At 50.8% G+C, this 17387-nt stretch carries 17 protein-coding genes; 5 read left to right on the top strand and 12 right to left on the bottom strand.

From position 1 onward, the window contains the following. The first annotated feature begins 28 nt into the window (after positions 1-28). Entirely contained in the window at positions 29-928 is a 900-nt protein-coding gene (locus D6024_RS04145) for a diacylglycerol/lipid kinase family protein (RefSeq protein WP_121353218.1), read from the top strand. Here the strand turns inward: D6024_RS04145 and D6024_RS04140 are convergent. The 3 genes from D6024_RS04140 to D6024_RS04130 form a co-directional block, all read right to left on the bottom strand. Then, positions 891-3158 (bottom strand): patatin-like phospholipase family protein, encoded by a 2268-nt coding sequence (locus tag D6024_RS04140; protein WP_162944515.1) that lies wholly within the window; start codon positions 3156-3158, stop codon positions 891-893. The genes D6024_RS04145 and D6024_RS04140 overlap by 38 nt on opposite strands. A gap of 532 nt (positions 3159-3690) precedes the next feature. Beyond that, complete coding sequence (locus D6024_RS04135) at positions 3691-4785, bottom strand: COX15/CtaA family protein (RefSeq protein WP_240409929.1); 1095 nt, start codon at positions 4783-4785, stop codon at positions 3691-3693. A 267-nt stretch (positions 4786-5052) separates the two neighbouring features. Further along, on the bottom strand, positions 5053-5466 hold the full coding sequence (locus D6024_RS04130; protein WP_121353212.1) for a DsrE family protein: 414 nt from the start codon (positions 5464-5466) through the stop codon (positions 5053-5055). Positions 5467-5622: 156 nt separating this feature from the next. Between D6024_RS04130 and D6024_RS04125 the strand changes: the two genes are divergently transcribed. Further along, positions 5623-6321 carry a hypothetical protein gene (locus D6024_RS04125; protein WP_121353494.1) on the top strand — a complete coding sequence of 233 codons (699 nt, stop codon included), beginning with the start codon at positions 5623-5625 and terminating at the stop codon, positions 6319-6321. Positions 6322-6396: 75 nt separating this feature from the next. On the opposite strand, the gene D6024_RS04120 is transcribed toward D6024_RS04125, so the two are convergent. Then, positions 6397-7386, bottom strand: a complete 990-nt coding sequence (locus D6024_RS04120) for a c-type cytochrome (protein WP_205573217.1) — start codon at positions 7384-7386, stop codon at positions 6397-6399. 76 nt (positions 7387-7462) lie between these two features. Here D6024_RS04120 and D6024_RS04115 point away from each other — a divergent pair, with 76 nt between their 5' ends. Beyond that, a complete protein-coding gene (locus D6024_RS04115) occupies positions 7463-8113 on the top strand; it encodes a ribonuclease HII (protein WP_121353211.1) in 651 nt (216 codons plus the stop codon). A gap of 182 nt (positions 8114-8295) precedes the next feature. Here D6024_RS04115 and D6024_RS04110 read toward each other — a convergent pair whose 3' ends face one another. Further along, positions 8296-8706: a hypothetical protein gene (locus D6024_RS04110; RefSeq protein ID WP_121353209.1), complete on the bottom strand. Its 411-nt coding sequence runs from the start codon at positions 8704-8706 to the stop codon at positions 8296-8298. After that, positions 8703-9818 (bottom strand): glycosyltransferase, encoded by a 1116-nt coding sequence (locus tag D6024_RS04105; RefSeq protein WP_162944514.1) that lies wholly within the window; start codon positions 9816-9818, stop codon positions 8703-8705. Before D6024_RS04105 ends, D6024_RS04110 begins: the two co-directional genes overlap by 4 nt. A gap of 207 nt (positions 9819-10025) precedes the next feature. On the opposite strand from D6024_RS04105, the gene D6024_RS04100 reads away from it, so the two are divergent. Then, positions 10026-10268: a hypothetical protein gene (locus D6024_RS04100; RefSeq protein ID WP_121353205.1), complete on the top strand. Its 243-nt coding sequence runs from the start codon at positions 10026-10028 to the stop codon at positions 10266-10268. Here D6024_RS04100 and D6024_RS04095 read toward each other — a convergent pair. The 5 genes from D6024_RS04095 to D6024_RS04075 form a co-directional block, all read right to left on the bottom strand. Beyond that, entirely contained in the window at positions 10265-11518 is a 1254-nt protein-coding gene (locus D6024_RS04095; protein ID WP_121353492.1) for a pyridoxal phosphate-dependent aminotransferase, read from the bottom strand. The genes D6024_RS04100 and D6024_RS04095 overlap by 4 nt on opposite strands. A 118-nt stretch (positions 11519-11636) precedes the next feature. Then, complete coding sequence (locus tag D6024_RS04090; RefSeq protein WP_121353204.1) at positions 11637-13298, bottom strand: ArnT family glycosyltransferase; 1662 nt, start codon at positions 13296-13298, stop codon at positions 11637-11639. A 6-nt stretch (positions 13299-13304) separates the two neighbouring features. Continuing rightward, positions 13305-13832 carry an AAA family ATPase gene (locus D6024_RS04085; RefSeq protein ID WP_121353202.1) on the bottom strand — a complete coding sequence of 176 codons (528 nt, stop codon included), beginning with the start codon at positions 13830-13832 and terminating at the stop codon, positions 13305-13307. Further along, complete coding sequence (pnuC, locus tag D6024_RS04080; protein WP_121353200.1) at positions 13829-14476, bottom strand: nicotinamide riboside transporter PnuC; 648 nt, start codon at positions 14474-14476, stop codon at positions 13829-13831. Before pnuC ends, D6024_RS04085 begins: the two co-directional genes overlap by 4 nt. Positions 14477-14701: 225 nt before the next feature. Further along, entirely contained in the window at positions 14702-15280 is a 579-nt protein-coding gene (locus D6024_RS04075; protein WP_121353198.1) for a M23 family metallopeptidase, read from the bottom strand. Positions 15281-15327: 47 nt separating this feature from the next. Between D6024_RS04075 and D6024_RS04070 the strand changes: the two genes are divergently transcribed. Beyond that, positions 15328-16467: an AI-2E family transporter gene (locus D6024_RS04070; RefSeq protein ID WP_121353196.1), complete on the top strand. Its 1140-nt coding sequence runs from the start codon at positions 15328-15330 to the stop codon at positions 16465-16467. A 68-nt stretch (positions 16468-16535) separates the two neighbouring features. On the opposite strand, the gene D6024_RS04065 is transcribed toward D6024_RS04070, so the two are convergent. After that, the gene (locus tag D6024_RS04065) at positions 16536-17132 is read right to left on the bottom strand and encodes a NifU family protein (protein WP_121353194.1); all 597 of its coding nucleotides are present in this window, start codon (positions 17130-17132) and stop codon (positions 16536-16538) included. Between the last annotated feature and the right edge of the window lie 255 nt (positions 17133-17387).

The following is a 17387-nucleotide window of genomic DNA, read 5'->3' as shown; positions in this document are numbered from 1 at the left end:
CATTTGCGCCAATTAATACGGACGTGTAGTGCACCGAAAAATCCTTTACATCGTAAATCCCATTTCGGGAACAAAAAATAAAAAGTCAGTACAGGAAATCATTGAAAAGGAAACCCGGCGGGCCGGTTTTTCGTTTGCCATCTACCCTTCGGTGGCCGGCGGTGATTATGCCTTTCTTTATCCCATCATCAAAGAACAAAAGTTCACCGACGTGGTGATCGCCGGCGGCGACGGCACCATCAACCAGGCGGTCAACAGTCTTCGCAAACTGGGGGTGCAGTTTGGAATCATTCCCTGCGGGTCGGGCAACGGCCTTGCTTTTAGCGCGGGGATCTCCAAAGACCCGGTAAAGGCACTGCACACAGTTTTTAACGGCCGCAGCAAACTGACCGATGGCTTTTCTATCAACAACCAGTTTGCCTGCATGTTGTGCGGACTGGGTTTTGATGCACAGGTGGCACACGATTTTGCCAATGCACCCAAGCGGGGTTTGACGACGTACGTAAAGAAAACCATACAGAATTTTTTGACATCCAAAGCTTACCCGTTTACGCTTTCCACCGGCGAAAAAGAAATTCGTACGGAAGCGTTTTTTATTTCGGTGGCCAACAGCAACCAGTTTGGCAATCACTTTACCATTGCGCCAAAAGCATCGCTCAACGACGGCCTGCTGGACGTGGTGATCATGACCAAACAAAACAAACTGGGCGTGTTGTTTCAAACACTCAAACAGATCAGCGGTTTCAACAAAGTGAAGAGCGTGGACATTGTCGATGAACGAAGCAGCCTGATTTATTTTCAAACTGAAACACTCAAAATCAGCAACGAACGTGGCGCACCGCTGCACATTGACGGCGACCCGGTGGAGACCATGGAAGAAATGCGATTTGCTATTGTGAAAGACTGCTTTTTGCTGATTTACCCGTAGCGTTAAAGAGTGACAGCACCTGTTTAAAACTTTGCTGGTTGTGCCCTGATTGCAACGAACCGGCGATGTCCAGTTTTTCCTGCTTGGTGAGGTGAAAACTCAGGGCTGCCTTGTGTTGTTCTTTACGGGGTATATACTGGAACGAGATATTGTGCACCGGGAAGCGGCTGTTGCTCAAAAAGTAGGTGGCCATGTCTTTTTGAAAATACTCCATCATCTTGTACCAGTTGTGCTGCAGCAGAAAGAAAGGCTTGGTGGCATTTTGCACCAGGTCGTCAAACTCGTACGGGTTGTCCCAGCCGCCGTCCATGCGGTCGCGGATCTGCACCAGCACCACGCCCCTCGTATTTTCTTCAATCCATTTCTGCATGTGCAGCAAAAAACGCAGCGATGTTTCCACGCCGTAATTATCCCTCAGCCCGCCGTCCATCACGTCGATCACCGGTTCCGACGGCATCCACACGTTGGGCAACACCACGGGGAAAGTGGCGTTCATGCGCAGGATGGTGAGCATGCGCAGATTGTAGGGATCCTGCTTGGCAAAGAAGGATGTAAAGTCAATGGCATCGGCGGCGGCGAGGCTTTGCGTGCTGTCCTTCGGCGGCTCCATCATAAAGCGCATCGGCTGCGTACTGATGGTCATCATTTTTCCATCGCGGGTGATGAGGGTATGGTACAGCATCAACGGGATGTTAGCCGCCGATTCGTCGGCTGCGTAGTCGCCCAGTTTTTTATCGAGTACCTTGCCGGTGTTGCGGTTCAGGGCTTCTTCAAAGGCCAGTCCCCTGTCGCGTAAATACGAATACGGGCCCACAGAAAATTTGCGCTCCGGTGCAAACACATCTCTTGCCACAAACGATGTAAACGTGGGATTGAGCAGGTCGGATGCAATGTTGTTGACATAGGCATTGGACTGCAAATTGACGGAAGGATTCCGGAGCCGTTCGCGGTACAGTTCGCGGAAATACGAAGCACCGATCATGCCACCGGACGCACCGGTAAACAGAAATGTTTTTTTCATCATGGTGCCGCCGGTGATGCTGTCGAGCCGCTGCAGCACATTCATGGTAAACGTGGCGCTGCGGGTGCCGCCACCGCTGGTCGTTACCACCACAAGCAGGGGCTTTTCTTCACCCTGTTTGGTTTTCCACCGGTTCAGGATCGTTTCCATATTATGCTTATCCTGTTCCGCCGAAGGCGATGCGGCAATGCTATCGATATTCCGTTGTGTGTAGGCCGGCTGCGAAATTTTATTGTCGTAATTCAGGCCATACGCCTTGTTGCGGGGGTCGATCCACTGGATGTTGTAGAAATAATTAATGATCAACACAAACAGCAGCAGTGCCGGTACGCTCCAGCTTTGAAAAAAATACACAATGGCACCCGTTACGCCAATGAGGATGGCAAACAACATAGTGATGGACGCCCCGGCTGGCAATTGAAAAAACGGATAGTCGATAAAAAAGCCGATCATCAGCAAAAACAGGTAGACGATAAAGATGGAAAGCACCGCGGCAAAATGGTGGCGCTTGAAGATCTTTTCCATTAGCTCGTGCGAATAGTGCGACACATCGCGACAACGGCGCACCCGGTAAAAAGAATCCAGGAACCACTCGGAATGAAGCAGCGAACGGCCGGCCGCTTTTTCGGGCTGCAGGTGCGAGATATAGTTTTTGGCACTGCTGAAAAGCGGTTCCAGTTTTTTAAAAATCGTTCGGTCGGCACTGAAGAAGTAAAAAAACGAAACGGTTAGGACAAGGATCAGCCCAATGAGAAAGCCGCCGATTATGACGGCGATTTCGATAGTGGCGATCAGTTCTTTGGTATGCAGGTAAGAAGCCGCTTTGAACAGGTAAAAAAACAAAAAGCCAAACGGGATTGCACTGTTGTTGATGCAGTATTTTAAAAACGGGTACTGCGTTGCCGCAAGAAAAGTGAAATGCCGGCTGAACAAAATAAAGGTGGTCACATTCCAGCACATGATAAAAATACCGATGGCAATCCCCACGATCGCCGCTCCCAGCGCATTGACATCGCCCATGTATTCGGGTGCCAGGAAAAGCGCTTCCGCGCCAAAGGATTTCATGAAAGCACCGCCAACGGTTGCAAACAGCATTCCCCAAAAAAGCAGAAGCACCTGGTACTTGCGAAAGTGCAAAAACAGTAATTGTACAGGCAGGGAATAAAACGTGCCTCGCAGGTATTCAAAAAGGGCGATGTGCTTTTTCAACGGTTGTAAAGTACTGCGAAACTGCTTATGTAGATTACGGGGCAGGAAAGAAAAGTATTCCATAGTTAGCGGCTTTACCTTTCTTTTAAGACGATCCAGGCGGTTACTTCGCTGCACACGGCTACGGCCTCCCCGCCCGCCAAAGAAGGAAGTGGTAACCTACCCAAACCCCTCCAGGGAGGGCTTTCTATCGCACAGACCCTTGCTTTTGTACGATACTCCATAGCCTTCATCAGTCATTTTGGTGGAGGCTTTTGCTGCCATTCGGTGTCCCCGCCAACGGCTTTTCTTTTGCCCCGGAGGGGCATCCTGTTAATAGAAGAAAGAACAATAGAGTGAATAAAGCTCCGAAGGAGCGATATATTTTTTACGGAACCAGCAATAGAATATCCATTGAGCCCCCGTTGCACAGTTTATCCTGACGAAGGAAGGGCTCCGTTCAACGTTCGGAACGAAGTGGGGCAAAAAGAATTCCATCTCTTGAAGAGATGGAATTCTTCGGCAAACAAAAGCCTCTTGCTTAAGTCAGTCCTTATGCATCACGAGTCGCACCTTCGGAAGACCCGGAGGCCTTGTGCAGAAATAAAACCGTAACCAGGGAAAGCAGCAGCAGCATGGCCACGGCCTGGTGCAACTGTGCATTCCACTCGAATATCCCCCACTGTTGCGGCTTTTTTTGCAAACTGGTTAAAACGGCAGCGATACCGAGTCCTACCTGCACGATCACCAGTGCAAGCGGGATCCATCGCACCCGGCGAAACAGGGGACTGCCCTGCACCCTGGCCACTTTGCTCGTCCAAACCAAAAGCAAAAGACTTAGCAGGTAAGCAAGGTTCCGGTGAATGAAATGGATGGTGACCGGGTTGTTGACAAGCGCCGAAAAGAATGTGCCTTCCCTACCCTGGTAAGAACCGATACCGGCCGGCAGGTACGAACCGTTGATAGAAGGCCAGGTTGGTGCCGCTGTTGCAGCTTTCAGCCCTGCCATGAAGGCACCGTAAATCAATTGCAGCACCAGCAGCCCGATTATCCAAAAAAGAAAAGTTCGGGAAGAAGGCAACACAAGTTTCTGCCCGGGTGGCACCAACAACTGCAGGGCAAACCAATAGGTATACACCAGCAAGCCAAGAGCGGTAATGAAATGAATGGCCAGGCGAATGTGGCTGACATAGAGGTTTTCGTCATTGAGGCCGCTTTTCACCATGATCCAGCCGATGGCACCCTGCAGGCCGCCGAGCAAAAAAAGAATGAGCATCGGGTTGATCATGTCCTTGCTGAACCGTTTCTGCAGCAGGAAAAGCACAAACGGGATGGCAAACACAATCCCGATCAGTCGGCCCCAAAGCCGGTGCAGCCATTCCCAGAAAAAAATGGACTTAAAATCGTCCAGCGTAAAATAAGCATGCAGGTTTTTGTATTGGGCGATCTGCTTGTAACCTTCGAACGCTTTGTTCCATTGCGCCTCGTTCAGCGGCGGCAACGTTCCTAAAATCGGTTGCCATTCCGTAATGGAAAGCCCAGAGTCGGTAAGACGGGTGATTCCGCCCAAAATAATTTGAACAACGATCATGAACACACCCACCAAAAGCCAGATGGCAACCGGCCGGCTGCGTTTACTGCGAATCACATCTATCTGTTGCAGATGAAAAGCCTCTGTCATAGCGGTGCAAAGCTAACCGCGGATAAAGTGGAGGAAAAATGGATTCACCGGAAATCGCAGCGTACCGAAAGAAAAACTCAACCGCAGAACAGACGAGTAAAGAATGCAGAATGTAGAAGGCTCTTCCGCTGTTTATTTTTTTATTCAACGGCAGGATGCCCCTGTGAAGAAAGGATGATACGCCGAAGCCAGTTTATCATTCAACATTCCTTGTTCGTTTATCCGATCTTCTCTTTAATGTGCCGCTTTGATGTACCCCCAGCCTTCTTTTTGACGGGTGATGATCTCGTAGATGCCATCGGGTACGATGGTGATACCGGGCAGCAATTGCGAAGCTTCCACGTTGTGACGCTTCATTGCCGCGGCGCATACTTTTACCGCGATGTTTTTGTTCTGCGTAAGCTCCTGCAGGGCGGGTGCCACGGCTGATTTGTCTTTTTGCACCATGTCGAGCGACTGGCCGTATAACACCACTTCGAGTTTGGCATCGGGTCTCTCTTTTGAAATTTCGCTCAGCCAGCGTACCACCATTTTGTGGTCGTTGGTGTCTTTGCTTGTAAGGTCAAACACCACGTTGTAAGGAACTGACTGGGCGAGTGAAAAAAGACTGCCGGCCATCAGGCCAAGGAAGAAGAGTAGGCGTTTCATGTTTGCACAATTTTGGTTTTAAAATTTACAGCTTTTTTACCGCAAAACCACCGCAGCGGCAACCAGCTGATTAGCTGCAGGGATAAAAAACTTGTTGCAGGGCTTTGGATTTCGTACCTTTTTGGCACTCCTTTTTTCTTCACCAAAACATTTAGTATGGAACCGTCAAATCTCCCCCCTACCGATCGTCGTGCGTTCCTGGGCACACTGGCCACCGGCGCTGCCGCTATGAGTCTGGCAGGATTGGCCACGCCGCTTCAAGGCTTTGCCAGGGAAGAACTGCCCATTGCCCCTCGTGACGAAGACCCGGATGCCTGGTTCAACCAGATCAAAGGCAAGCACCGGATTGTCTTTGATGTAGTGGAGCCCAGCGGGATCTTTCCGTTTGCCTGGCCACGGGTGTTTTTGCTGACCAATGCGGCAACCGGAACACCCGAAGCAGAAAGCAGCGTCGTGGTGATCCTGCGCCACGAAGCCATTCCATATGCCATGAACAATTCTGCCTGGACGAAGTATAACTTCGGAAAAGTCTTCAAGATTACCGATGACAGAACAAAAGAATCGGCAATGCGCAATGCGTTTTACAAACCGGCTTCCGGTGATTTCCAGGTGCCCGGCATCGGGCCTGTGGCCATTGGCATTAACGAGCTGCAGGAAAGCGGTGTTATGTTTTGTGTTTGTAACATGGCCATGACGGTGTACAGCGCCGCGATAGGCCAGTCGATGAACATGGATCCGAAAGAAGTGTACAACGATTTTAAAGCAGCAATCCTCCCCGGTATTCAGATTGTTCCCTCGGGTGTTTGGGCCGTAGCTCGTGCACAGGAACACAAGTGTGCGTATTGCCGCGTGTAAAATCAGAAAACCCGGCAGTCTTCACTTTGCCATTGCTTGTTGCGAAGGGAAGACTGCCTTTTTTTATGTGTTGGTTCATTTTTTCTTTATCCCGCTAAACGGGCCATACTTGTGCACCACTTCGGGGAACGTATCGGCAAAGGGACCGAAAGGATAATCGAGGGGCTTTTTGGCGATATTGGGCCAGTCGTTTGGAAACGGTTTTACCGGCCGCGGCTGAGAGGCAATGTAAGCGGCAACATCCCAGGCCTGCTCGGCGCTGAGTTGCGGCGCTTTCCACGTGACGCCTAAAGGCATGTTGTTCTTAATAAAAGCAGCCAGCAGCGAAAGCCGGTACAAGCCTGCGCCCACGTTGAAACTATGGCTACCCCACAGGGGCGGAAAAACATAACCCGATGAATCCGGCAGGTATACTCCCTCCCCATTCGCACCATGGCAACGGGTGCAGTTCAACACAAAAATTTGTTTTCCTTTTTCCAGGCTGGCAGCCCGCGGCAAATAGCTAAGTTTTTCCGTGCCGGCTCCCTTTGGTGTCTCTCCTTTTGGTACGCTTTTACCCACCCACCGGATGTAGGCGATCATGGCCTGCATTTCTTTACTTGCACTGTCCAATACTTTTCCGTCAAGGCTTCGCTGCATGCAGTCGTTAACGCGAAACAGGATCGATTCAACTTGTCCACTCCGGTCGCGGTACTTGGGATAGGTTGAGGCAGCAGCGCTAAACGGGTTGGCAAAATTTTGTGTGCCTCCCTGCAGGTGACAGTTCTGGCAGTTCATGCCATTGGTGAGTTGTGCCACTGTTCCTTTCGGGCCCAGGTAATGGGCGGTGCTTTCCACCAGATCCTTGCCATAACGAATCAATGCGCTGTTGGGTTCCGACGCCAGGTCGCTTTCGGAGGGCGCCTTCCATTCACCGGCGGCCGCTGGCGCAGGCGTTTTAAATTGCCTGGATTTGAAGCGGGGATAAAACAGGTCGGCCAGGATAAGGATGCATACCAAAAGGATGATCCAGAAAGGAAACCAGGTTGATCGGCGGGAGCGCATAGTTGGAAGCTGCTTCGTCAAGTTACAAAGAATTAAATGGATGATAAAATCAGGCAGCCGTCCCCGATTTTGTTGGTGCTGCTGTATTTTTGAATCCATGCTGCACGCTTATTTCCAGGAAGAACTGATGGAAGCCGGTTGCGACGAGGCAGGCCGCGGGTGCCTGGCCGGTCCTGTGTTTGCCGCTGCGGTTATTTTGCCCAGGGATTTTTCGCACCCCTTGCTGAACGACTCAAAACTGATTACCGAGGAGCAGCGGTACGAATTGCGTCCTTTCATCGAACGTCATGCCATTGCCCATGCGGTGGCCCAACTCGACAACAGGCAAATCGACAAACTGAATATCTTAAAGGCTTCCTTCAAAAGCATGCATCTTGCCGTGAAATCGCTCCCGGTACAGCCACAATTGCTTCTCATTGACGGGAACCGGTTTATCCCATACAAACGAATTCCGCACAAATGCATCGTTGGCGGCGATGCCCTCTATGCATCAATTGCCGCCGCCAGCATCCTGGCCAAAACCTACCGCGACGATTACATGCTGGCGCTGCACGAAAAATATCCACACTACAACTGGGCAAAAAACAAGGGCTATGCCACCAGGGAACACCAGCAAGCCCTGGAGAAATTTGGCCCCTGCCGTTTTCACCGGCAATCCTTCCGGCTCGATTACAGCCAACCGGCCCTTTTTACCACCAAGACCGATACGGCGCCTGAAGCCGGTTCGCTATCGGCCGAAACAATTTAATTTTTCCGGGATCAGTGTACAGGCCTTATTAAACCTATGCAGCGTTTTACTGTCTATTGGTTGTCTACTGAATACTGCATAACTGAATGTTCTGCCGTAAAAATGGTTGAAGGTTAACAAGAGCGCCCCTTACTGGGGCGTTTTTGTTGGCGCAAGTCCCTCGCTTTGCGGTATGGCTGCGGCTAGTCCAGTGCGAGGTAAAAGCCTTCCCTGGAAACATTGTTCACTTTGTATGCTTCGATGGAGCGGTAGGTATCGCCGCCGCAGGGACACCGTTTTTTGGTCACGCTGAAGTCGGCAATGGTGTATGATTTATTCAGGGAAGGAAGGTGAATTTTCCAGTCGAAATCGCCGGTGATGGTGTGAAATAACCGGGAACGGCTTGTATCCGTTGCAGCCACATTGCTATACAGCCTGGCCGTGTCGATGATTTTTGTCCACTGCGTACCGGGTTGATACCGGACCACGTAAACCGTGTCTGTATCGACGGCCCTGAACTTCTCAAAGCTTAGGATGATCTCGTTGCCGGAGCAGAACTCTTTACAGCAACCGGCCATTGCAACGAACAGGAGTAAAGGAAAAAGGAGTTTCATTCACGCGGTGTTTCCGTTTTTTTCAATGAAGACACAAAGCGGCCAACAATACGCTGCAAGGATTCGTTGTTGGTTGTTTCAAAAGGTTTGAACGGAAAGCGTTCAACCAGCTCCAGTGCATGCTTTAGCCTGAATTTTTTTTGCTCCACGCAGAAGGCGAAATTTTTCTGCATCAGGTGCCTGGCCAGGTACTCCTGCTCTGTTTGTCCCGGCGTGGGAATCAGGATGCTTCGTTTTTGCAGGGCTGCCAGGTCCATCACGGTGCTATAGCCGCAGCGGCCGATCACCAAGGAGGCTTCCCTGATTGTTTGCTCCAGTTCTGCTGCGGGCAAATGATTGTAAACGGTGATATTTTCGGGCACGGCAACCGGTGCCGTTTCGCCGGGCAGCCCCCGTACCAGGACGACCGGCCGGGTGTATTCCTGTAAATCGTTGAGCAGGCTTTCTTCCAGCAAGGTGCGCTGTGGTTCGGGGCCCGAGAGAAGCACGAGGAGTTGCCCGGGCTTTTCCTCCGCCTTGTTTTGTCCGAACCGCGAAAGCGGCCCGGTATAGTACAGGGGAATGGAAGGTTTGGTAAGCGGGTGCGAGAGTTCGCCGGCTAAATTATTTTCTCCTTCCGCATCGGGCACCCAGCACTCACTGAAGCGATTGATGTATTGATAGGCGGTCTCCTGCAACAGGTCTTCGGCAAGGGTCAGCGGCGCTTTGATCCGTAGCTGATGCGTGATCAGAACAGACCGGATGGAGGCGTGATTCAGGCCATAGCGATTGTCGGAGATCACGGCATCGAACGGCTGCGCCGCGACAAGGCTTTCCAGCCAGGCCTGCTCCTGTTTGACCGCGGCGAGCAGCTTGGGAATTTGCGCCACAATTTTCAGGGCCAGTCCCCAGGCGGTTGCTGCATATTCAATGTCATAACCCGGCAGATCGAGAAAGGGCAGTTGTGGAAATTCCTGTTGCAGAAGGCGTTTGCTTTTGCCATCGGCGGCAAGTGTAACGGCACACTGTTGCCGAAGCAATTCACGGATCAGCGGGATGCAGCGTGTGGCATGGCCGAGTCCCCAGTCCAGCGGGGCCAACAGAATCTTAGGCGAAAGATCGTCTTGATCCACGTTAAATTTTTTATGTTTGACCGAAGTGCATACGAAACCCGTAGGCAAAATAGTTATTTTCAAAATCCCAGTATGAAGAAGATTATCTATGTGGCATTGTTCTTGACTATCCTTGGTATGACCGGTTGCTCCCGTAATTATTACTCCGGTACGGGTAAAGGAAGCAGTTGCGGATGTCCCGGCAAGGTTTAGGAAAAAAGATGAGCCATGAAAAACTATAACCGAGATTTGTTACTGTTGTACAAAGAAGAAGTGTATAACGACGACTTAATTCAAAACGAAGTAGAAGGTCTGCACCGTATCCTCATGACAGTGGAACGGAATGACGTGTTTTGTCAGGCGCATGAACTGGTAACCCGCTATAAGATCACCAGAAAAGCAAAGGCCATTCTAAAAGCTGTAGAATGGCCTGAACTAAAACCGTTTCATTTTCTGATCAACAAAAATTAAGAAAGCTCTTGCAAGGCGCTTTTTAATTTTTGCAGCATTTCATCAATCTCCTCCTTCTTACATGTTCCCACGCTCAGCCTGTACCAGGGCGATGAGCTGGATGCTCCAAAGGCATAGAACGGCACCACTGCAAGACTTGCGTTTTGCAACAAATACGCGGTTACATCAGCCTGCGTGGCAAGCGTTTTCCCTTCTGCCGTTTTCTTTCCCGCCAGGTCAATTTTGATAGTCAGGTAAATGGCTGCCTCCGGCGCTACTGCGTCCACGGCAAAGCCTTCTTTCTTCAGGCAGATCAGCCCATCGTAGATCCGGCGAAGTCTTTCTTCAATCTCCGATTTGAAATGGGTGAAGTAGGTATTGATCGAATCTGTTTGTCCGAGGAATTTGGTCAGGCCTTTTTGCTCCGGCATCGGCGCCCAGGCACCGACATGCGAAAGGATCGCCTTCATTTTATTGAGCACACTGGCAGGGCCCATGCTCCAACCGACACGTACACCGGTAGCCGCAAAGCACTTGCTGATCGCATCGATAAAAATCGTGTAGGGCCGCATGTCCGGATTCAGGGAAACCGGGTCGCAGTGCTCAATGCCATTGTAGGTGAGGTGCCAGTACATCTGGTCGTACATCACGTACAGTTTTTTCTTTTCGCCGCGGCGTTTGTTTTCTTCCACTACCATTTCACAGATCGCAGCGAGTTCCTCTTTCCGGAAGGTGGTGCCGGTAGGGTTTTGCGGCGAGCAAAGCGCCAGGAAGGAAGCCTCACCGATATACGGACGAAGGTCATCCGCCGTTGGCATGAATGCGTTTTCCGCTTTGGCCTCCACCACAACGTGTTCGGCTTCGACAAAATGGGTGTAGTGGTTGTTGTTCCAGGAGGGAACGGCATACACCACTTTTTCTCCTTTGTCCACCACAGCCCTGAACAAGGCATAGATCAGGGGACGGCCACCCGACGCGACGAGGATCTCGTCCACACCATAGTCCAGGCCCTGGTATTGCTTGCTGAAACGGCTGAGCGCTTCCCGCAGCTCAAGGCTGCCTTCGCCGGGAGGGTAATTGGTAAAGTGATTGCGGTAAGCATCCACAATGTTGTCTTCCAAATCTTTTGGAATGGGAAAAATCTTCGGGTCAAAATCGCCAACGGTAAAGTTGTAAATGCGTTCGCCTTTGCGGATACGTTCCCTGATCTCTCCACCCAGTTTTACGATCTCTGAGCCGATCAATGTTTCGGATAAATGTGACAGCTTCATAATCCAGAATTGCGCGGCAAAAGTAGGGCAAAACAGCGGAACGACTGCTGAACGGATTTGTTGCGAAATGGGATGGCCAACCGCATTCCGGTTGCGGCTTCTTCCCCTGAAACGCAGGTCAGTCAACCGTTAGCCCGATCTTCTCGCTATTATGCGTATACAATTCACTGTCCGACATAACTCCAAAGCGGAAGAAATAATGTCCCCTGGGCAGGGCCGGGAAAAGAGACCATCCGGATACCTGGCCCCGCACGGCCTGCTGAAGGGTAAACGGTGCTTCCGTCACCGCAACGCGGTCCCGGTCTTTGAATATGACGATCGCAACCTTTTCATCCGTACCGGGATGATTTTGTAAGTAATGACGGTATTGTTCCGGCAGGTCTACCGTAAAGCGAAGGCGCAAGGTATCGGTGGGACGTACACGATAATCGTTGCTCCGGAACTGCACTTTTGCAAACGAATGCAGGCTGCTGTCGAACCGGTAACCTACCGTAAACAGCGGTGCTTTCACAGAGTCGGGAAAGTTGGGAAGGTTAAAGATATCGAGGATGTAAACAGGTTTGCCCAGCAGCGAATCTTCCACCGGCCAGAAGTTGTAGTTGTTGCGGCGGTCATCGAATTTGTTGAGCGAATACGTCATCTGCCCGGTGTAAAACCAGTACTTGGATGCCCGCTGGTAGCTGTTGTTGAACACAACGGGGTAGCCTTTTGTTTTTTGTTTCAGCGCCTGTGGCCAGCCCTTCCAGGCATGGTAGCGTTCCACGATGGCTTCGGCCGGCACAAGGTCAACAACCATGATCACACGAAACGCCAGCACCAGCAGGACCGTCACCGGTAAAAGGCGCAGCAGCCATTTTCGCCAGCCTTGCATTTGCAGGAGAAATTGGTGCGCCAACACCATGACAGGAATGATCGCCGGGGCGGTCCAGTTGGGTTCTACTTTTCCTTTTATGGTACTCAGTAAAAAGAAAAGAAAAAAGCCAACGGCCGTGAACTTCAGCGCTTTTTCAAAACTGTTTTTGGTGCGGTAAAGAAAACTCGCGGGCCAGAGGAAAAAACCAGCAATGGGACCGGCAAGAAGTAACTGCCCCAGGATGTAATCGGTCGTATAAGAAAACTTGTAGGGGTTGACATTGCTCTCGAATAAATGATAGCGAAAGCTGATCCAGTCGTGCTGGTACTGCCAGTAAAGGTGCGGCACAAAAAGAAGGAAGGCAATGCATCCGGCCGCATAAATCTTTGGATGGCGCAGCAGTTTCAGGTTCGACAGCACGACAAATAAAAGCACCAGCACGCCGTGATACTTGCTGTACAGCAGTGCGGCAGCCGAAAGCCCCAGCCACAGGATATTGAGCCACGAAGTGTTCGCCAAAAACTTTCTGTACAACAAAAAAAACAACGCCGTAAAAAACAGGAGCGGAATGTCGGGCACGGCCACAAAACCGCTGATCTGCAAAACCGCAACCGACAGCACAATGGCGTAAAACAAAAACGGACTTTTCCTGTCGGTAAGCCTTTCGGTAAGGTAGATGGTGGCCGTGTTCAGGATCACCGGCAACAGCCGCACACCCAGCTCTCCGCCAAAAAATAAGGTCCCGATCCTGATCAGCAGGGCCACCATCGGCGGGTGGTCGAAATAGCCCCAATCGAGGTAACGGGAAAACACCCAGTAGTACGCTTCATCGTCCTGCAGCTCTGTAAAGACAGCCTGAAACAGGTTCAATAAAAACCAGGCAGTGTAAAAAATTTTCCGGTGGTGCTTTTGAACAAACGTCGTCAAGTGCGCTTATTTAGTTTGAAGGAAGGTATCAATCGATCCGATGGCGTTGTGAAGGCGTTGCCGTTCTGTTCCACCAATCTCCACCCAGGGACGGCCACTGTTGACCATGATGTCTTTGTACATGTTGAAAAGACGTTGCCGCATTTTCAGGTCGGGGTATTCCCGCAGGCTGTCGTGGGCCCAGGGCAGGTCGATGTTGCACAGCAGATAAAGGTCGCAGGAAGAACGGGTGATCTCTTTGAGTATCCAGGAGGGACAGTGTCCAAAAGCAACTTCGTACCAGACCTTCATCACATACAGATCCGTGTCGACAAAATACAGGCTCCCGTTTGCGTTTGCGTGGGTCTCTGTCTCCAGTGCCAGTTGCCCCCTGGCAATGGCCGCCAGGTCGTGGTAGGTGTAATCGGTTCCCTGCCGCAGCAGGTATTCTCTTGCATACTCCGGGCACCACACGGTTCCGTAGTGTTCAGCCAGCTCTTCGCACAAGGTGCTTTTGCCTGTCGACTCGGGTCCTATGACGACAATTTTTTTCATGTATTCTCCATGGCAAAAGTAGCGGCATTCGCAGTTGCTCTTCCGCGGCGCTGCCACTCAAGCAAGCCAAAGATGGCAAGCACCAGCAACACCACGTAATACACACTGGTAAATACCAGGCCTTTCACATAATACAGCGGAATGGAAGCCATATTTGTGGCAATCCACCACCACCAGCTTTCCACTTTCTTTTTGGCCATCAGCCACATGCCTGTGTAGGCCGTTGCGGAGGCAAAGGCATCGGCCCATGGAATGGCGCCGGAGAAATACTTTTTCAGGTACGTGAGTGCAAAAAAGATGACTGCATAAAACGCCAGGAAAAAAACAATCTGTTGCATCCATTCGTTGGTGCTGGAAGAGGTCACTTTCACCAGCGGCTGTTCTTTCCGGTCTTTGCGTGTCCACAGCCACCAGCCGTAAATACTCATCACGGTATAATAAAAATTGACACTGGCTTCGCCGATGAGATGGTACTGAAAACTGAGATAAATGTAAATGATGGTATTGATCAGCCCCGTGGGATAAACCCACACGTTCTCGATGCGGGAATACACGACACTGATGATGCCGGTAAAAACGGCAATGTATTCGAGCAGTGTGGTTTTTTGAATTTCGGCAATAAAGTGCTGAATGATTTCCTGCATGGCAGCGCAAACCTAAGGCGAAGTCGAAATCCAAACGTCAAAAGGAAAAATTAAGCAGTTCCTCACATCCGAAACCACCCTGCCTTCAGAATGAACCGATTGTCTGAAGAAAAAAAGTACGCCTTGCTTCCCGCTATCATCCGCCATCTGCCATGAACAGGAACCTCACCGAAAGCTGTTCAGAACCTCTGAAGTCCGTTTGTACGTTGCGGTTTCGTATCTGCCTTAAATGGATTTGTAGCGGCGAAGGGGCTGAACAAAGACGGCGCCTTTTTCTGTCCAAAAGCGAACCGGTATTTCTTTTTTTGCTTTTTGCAGGCCTTCGGTCACTTCGAAATGCAGGTGCGGAAAAGCACTGAATCCCGTGCTGCCGCTCCAACCGATCTGCTGGCCCTGTTGCACCGAATCGCCGGGTGCCACCAAGGCGCCATGGTAACGCAGATGAAGGTAATGACCGTAGCTGCCGTCGCTGTGCTGCACAACAATGGCATTCTCCTTGCCCACAAAGCGCCGGCCGACGCCCCCCCTCCAATTGCCCTGCTCGACAAAGACCACCCGTCCCTCCCGTGCCGCATGCACGGCCGTGCCTTCTTTCATTTTAAAATCGATGGCGAAATTGCGGTGGTGCGAAAGCAGCGACTCGTATCCCTGCACAACCCGGTGCGACGTGCCTTTGGCAAATGGCAACGGGTAAACAAAAGCGGTTGCCGGAATTGTTTTGCTTTTTTGATAAACGGCCTGGTTGTTCTGCAACACTGTGCAGGACAAAAAGAAAAAAGCGCCGGAAAACCACCAGATCTTCATGCGAAAATGAAATAGGAGTTCTTTTAATAGATGGCTAAATTTATACCATGGGTATTTTTCGCAATGCGAGCACCTCGGCCATTCTTGCCAAGATGGCTCACCCGCTTCTTTCTTTTGTATTGATTCTTCTGATCCTTCATATCGGCCAGCACGTGTTGATCCCGTTTTCGTTTTCCTGCCTGCTGGCTATTTTACTGGCCGCCCCAAGCCGCCGCCTGGAAAAATGGGGCGTATCGAGGGGGTTTGCCGCCCTGATTTGCCTGCTGCTGGCCATGATTCTTTTTTCGTTTGTTTTTTATTTTATCTCCAGCTCCATTGTGTCGTTCCGCAACGACTTTCCGCTGATGGTGCAGAACATTCAGCAAGCCATCACCGATATCCAGGTATGGCTGCACAGGCACCTTAACCTGAGTACGGAAAAGGCCCGTGAGTTCATGAATTCATCAACGTCGAACGTGCTGCCCAAAACATCGGTGATCGTCAACGCAGCGCTGTCTGCAGTATCGGGTGCCTTCCTCACGGGTGTGGTGGTTTTCCTGCAAACCTTCCTGCTGCTCTTGTACCGCAGCCAGATCGTCAAGTTTTTCGTGTCGCTGTTTGCCGAGGAATTTTCCTCGCATATCTACAAAATTATGAACCGCATCCGGTTTGTGATCCACGGCTATATCATTGGGCTGTTCATCGAGATGCTGGCGGTGGCCTTTGCCTATTGCAGCGCCCTTTTCATCATCGGTGTCAAATATGCCATCCTGCTGGGCGTGATCGGCGCCATCCTGAACCTTATCCCCTATCTTGGAATTTTTGTGGCCTGTTTGTTCACAGCCCTCATCACGTTCAGTACCAACACACCTTCTGCGGTGCTGTGGTCGGTCGTGGCAATTTTGGTTATTCATCTCACTGATGCCAATATCCTGCTGCCCAAGATCGTGGGCTCCAAGATCAAGATCAATGCAATGACCACCATCATGGGGGTAATCATCGGCGAAGCCATCTGGGGCATCCCGGGCATGTTCCTGGCGGTGCCGGGCCTCGCCATCCTGAAGGTGATTTTTGAAGACATTCCGGCCTTTCTTCCCTTTGCCGTTCTGATGGATGACGACCATCACACCATCCCCACCAAAAAGCCCGTGCTGCAAAAACTCGCCAAAAAAGTAGCGGCCGCCAAACAACGAAAAAAAGCACCCTAACGGTGCTTTCAATTTTTTAAAGGAAGTTTTTACAATATCGAATACCTCAACATCCAATATCTTCTTTCTTACTCGGCCTCGGCTACCACTTCTTTTACTTCGGGGATCATGCGCTTCATCATGCCTTCGATGCCGGCTTTCAGCGTGATCATCGACGAAGGACAACCCGAACAGCTTCCCTGCAGCATCAGGTTCACAACACCATCGTTGTAGCTTTTGAACTGGATAGCGCCGCCATCCATTTCCACGGCAGGCTTTACATAATTTTCCAACAGCTCTTTAATGCGCACCACCACATCGTCATCGTCGGCGGCAACGGTGTTGCTGCTTTCCTGCTTCACGGTGGCCAGTTCTTCCTCGTTGATCACGGGCTTGTTTTCTTCAAGGTATTCTTTTAAAAACTGGCGGATGGTGGGGATGACATCATTCCAATCGGTTTCCGGTGTTTTGGTCAGCGTCACAAAGTTGGAAGCGACAAAAACGGCCTTCAGAAAAGGAAAACCAAACAACTCGGTGGCCAACGGCGACGGCTTTGCGCTTTCCACGTCCTGGAAGTCGGCGCTCTTGCCGGGAAACAGGAGTTTGTTGGCGACAAATTTCATGGTCTCCGGGTTGGGAGTCATTTCGGTATATATGCTGATGATGGGGTTACCTGTCTTGATCATATCTATAGTATTTATTTTGCAAATTTATTGAATACTGCCCCAAATTCCGTCCGCAGAAGGCACAAGGGCGTTAAAAAATCGTTTACAAAAGCTGCCGCAAAACTTCACCATCGTCTTTTGCTTCAGGAGTGGGAATGCTACGGCACAGTCTCGCCTGCAGTCTCCCGCTGCCTCTGTCAAACTCCCTGCTATTTGGATGAACAGCAAGAAACATGGTTGATCGTCGAGAAAAACAACTGCGGCCAGCAAACCATC

The organism is Flavisolibacter nicotianae, assembly GCF_003628535.1.
In the GTDB taxonomy this organism is placed as follows: Bacteria; Bacteroidota; Bacteroidia; order Chitinophagales; family Chitinophagaceae; genus Flavisolibacter; species Flavisolibacter nicotianae.
This window is presented reverse-complemented; position numbering and strand designations above follow the sequence as displayed.